A 3,086-nucleotide genomic window follows, 5' to 3' on the forward strand; every position below is an offset into this window, starting at 1 on the left:
TGGTTGTGTGTTCGTTATTTAGGGCGCATGGTGGATGCCTTGGCATGCTGAGCCGATGAAGGACGTGTAAGGCTGCGTTAAGCCTCGGGGAGTTGTCAATAAAGCGTTGATCCGAGGATGTCCGAATGGGGAAACCTGGCACCTGTTATGGGGTGTTACCCTTCAGTGAATTCATAGCTGTTGTGGGGGTTTACGCGGGGAAGTGAAACATCTCAGTACCCGTAGGAGAAGAAAATAAAATTTATGATTCTGCTAGTAGTGGCGAACGAACGTGGATGAGGCTAAACCGTGTGCATGTGATACTTGGTAGGGGTTGTGTGTGCGGTGTTGTGGGCCCCAATGGACGGTGACTACCATCATCGTGCTTGTGTGTTGTTGTTAGGTGAAGTGGTGTGGAAACGCCTACCGTAGAGGGTGATAGTCCCGTAGTTGAAGGCTTCAATGCATTAGTTGTTGGGTTGCCCGAGTAGCAGCGGGCTCGTGGAATCTGCTGTGAATCTGCCGGGACCACCCGGTAAGCCTAAATACTCAGTGTGACCGATAGTGTATTAGTACCGTGAGGGAATGGTGAAAAGTACCCCGGGAGGGGAGTGAAATAGTTCCTGAAACCATGTGCTTACAATCCGTCAGAGCACTTTTTATTGTGTGATGGCGTGCCTTTTGAAGAATGAGCCTGCGAGTCAGCGGCATGTCGCGAGGTTAACCCGTGTGGGGTAGCCGTAGGGAAACCGAATCCTAATGGGGTGTTTTAGTGGCATGTCCTGGACCCGAAGCGGGGTGATCTACCCATGGCCAGTGTGAAGCAGTAGTAAGATGCTGTGGAGGCGCGAACCCACGTAGGTTGAAAACTGCGGGGATGAGCTGTGGGTAGGGGTGAAAGGCCAATCAAACTCCGTGATAGCTGGTTCTCCCCGAAATGCATTTAGGTGCAGCGTCGCATGTAGCTTGGTGGAGGTAGAGCTACTGGTTGGTTGAGCGGGACTACAATCTTAGCAATGTCAGCCAAACTCCGAATGCCATCAATGTGTTGTGCGGCAGTGAGACTGTGGGGGATAAGCTTCATAGTCGAGAGGGAAACAGCCCAGATCGCCGGTTAAGGCCCCTAAGGGTGTGCTAAGTGGAAAAGGATGTGGGATCGCGAAGACAGCCAGGAGGTTGGCTTAGAAGCAGCCATCCTTGAAAGAGTGCGTAATAGCTCACTGGTCGAGTGGTCCTGCGCCGACAATGTAGTGGGGCTCAAGCACACCGCCGAAGCCGCGGCAAACATTTTTTGTTTGGGTAGGGGAGCGTCGTGCATGTGTTGAAGCGTTACCGTAAGGAGGCGTGGAGTGTGTGCGAGTGAGAATGCAGGCATGAGTAACGAATTGGAAGGTGAGAATCCTTCCCGCCGGATGACTAAGGGTTCCTGGGTCAAGTTCGTCTTCCCAGGGTGAGTCGGGACCTAAGGCGAGGCCGACAGGCGTAGTCGATGGATAACCAGTTGATATTCTGGTACCCGTATGTCCGCGCCCATGATGAAGCACTGATACTAACCACCGCGGATACTTTCAGCGTGTTCTTTGAGCATGGTGTTTGTTGATGTCGTGGGGCCTGATGTGTGGTTCAAGTGATGGGGTGACACAGTGTAGTAGCCATGCCGCTTAGTGGATTGTTGGTGTAAGCGTGTGAGGTGGTGTGTAGGCAAATCCGCACACCGAGTAAGCCTGAGGCGTGATGCGTAGCCCTTGTTGGGTGAAGTTGGTGATCTAGTACTGTCGAGAAAAGCCTCTAGCGATGTGGATGTATGGCCCGTACCCTAAACCGACACAGGTGGTCAGGTTGAAAATACTAAGGCGTTCGGGTGAACTGTGGTTAAGGAACTCGGCAAAATGCCCCCGTAACTTCGGGAGAAGGGGGACCACACGACTTAAGCCAACTGTGCGTTGGTGGTGGGTTGTGGGGTCGCAGAGAATAGAGGGAAGCGACTGTTTATCAAAAACACAGGTCCATGCGAAGACGTTAAGTTGATGTATATGGACTGACGCCTGCCCGGTGCTGGAAGGTTAAGAGGACCGGTTAGTAGTCTTTGACTGCGAAGCTGAGAATTTAAGCCCCAGTAAACGGCGGTGGTAACTATAACCATCCTAAGGTAGCGAAATTCCTTGTCGGGTAAGTTCCGACCTGCACGAATGGCGTAACGACTTCTCTGCTGTCTCAACCACAGGCCCGGTGAAATTGCACTACGAGTAAAGATGCTCGTTACGCGCGGCAGGACGAAAAGACCCCGGGACCTTCACTATAGCTTGGTATTGGTGTTCGGTTCGGTTTGTGTAGGATAGGTGGGAGACTGTGATGCATGCACGCCAGTGTGTGTGGAGTCGTTGTTGAAATACCACTCTGATCGGATTGGATGTCTAACCTTGGCCCATGATCTGGGTTGGGGACAGTGCCTGGTGGGTAGTTTAACTGGGGCGGTTGCCTCCCAAAATGTAACGGAGGCGCCCAAAGGTTCCCTCAGCCTGGTTGGCAATCAGGTGGTGAGTGTAAGTGCACAAGGGAGCTTGACTGTGAGACAGACATGTCGAACAGGGACGAAAGTCGGGACTAGTGATCCGGCACCTACTTGTGGATGTGGTGTCGCTCAACGGATAAAAGGTACCCCGGGGATAACAGGCTGATCTTCCCCAAGAGTCCATATCGACGGGATGGTTTGGCACCTCGATGTCGGCTCGTCGCATCCTGGGGCTGGAGTAGGTCCCAAGGGTTGGGCTGTTCGCCCATTAAAGCGGCACGCGAGCTGGGTTCAGAACGTCGTGAGACAGTTCGGTCTCTATCCGCCGCGCGCGTTGAAACTTGAAGAAGGCTGTCCCTAGTACGAGAGGACCGGGACGGACGTACCTCTAGTGTGCCAGTTGTTCCGCCAGGAGCATCGCTGGTTGGCTACGTACGGAAGGGATAACCGCTGAAAGCATCTAAGCGGGAAGCCTGTTTTAAGATGAGGTTTCATTTGAGGTCCCCCAAAGACGATGGGGTTGATAGGCCAGACCTGGACGCACCGCAAGGTGTGAAGGCTACTGGTACTAATAGACCAAAACAAACACACACAC

General features: G+C 53.0%; 1 rRNA gene. It reads left to right on the top strand.

What is annotated here, in order from left to right:
* The first annotated feature begins 7 nt into the window (after positions 1–7).
* Positions 8–3,082, top strand: a 23S ribosomal RNA gene (locus HMPREF2743_RS02215).
* The last annotated feature ends 4 nt before the right edge of the window (positions 3,083–3,086 follow it).

This window comes from Corynebacterium sp. HMSC036D02, from assembly GCF_001836165.1.
GTDB lineage: Bacteria > Actinomycetota > Actinomycetes > Mycobacteriales > Mycobacteriaceae > Corynebacterium.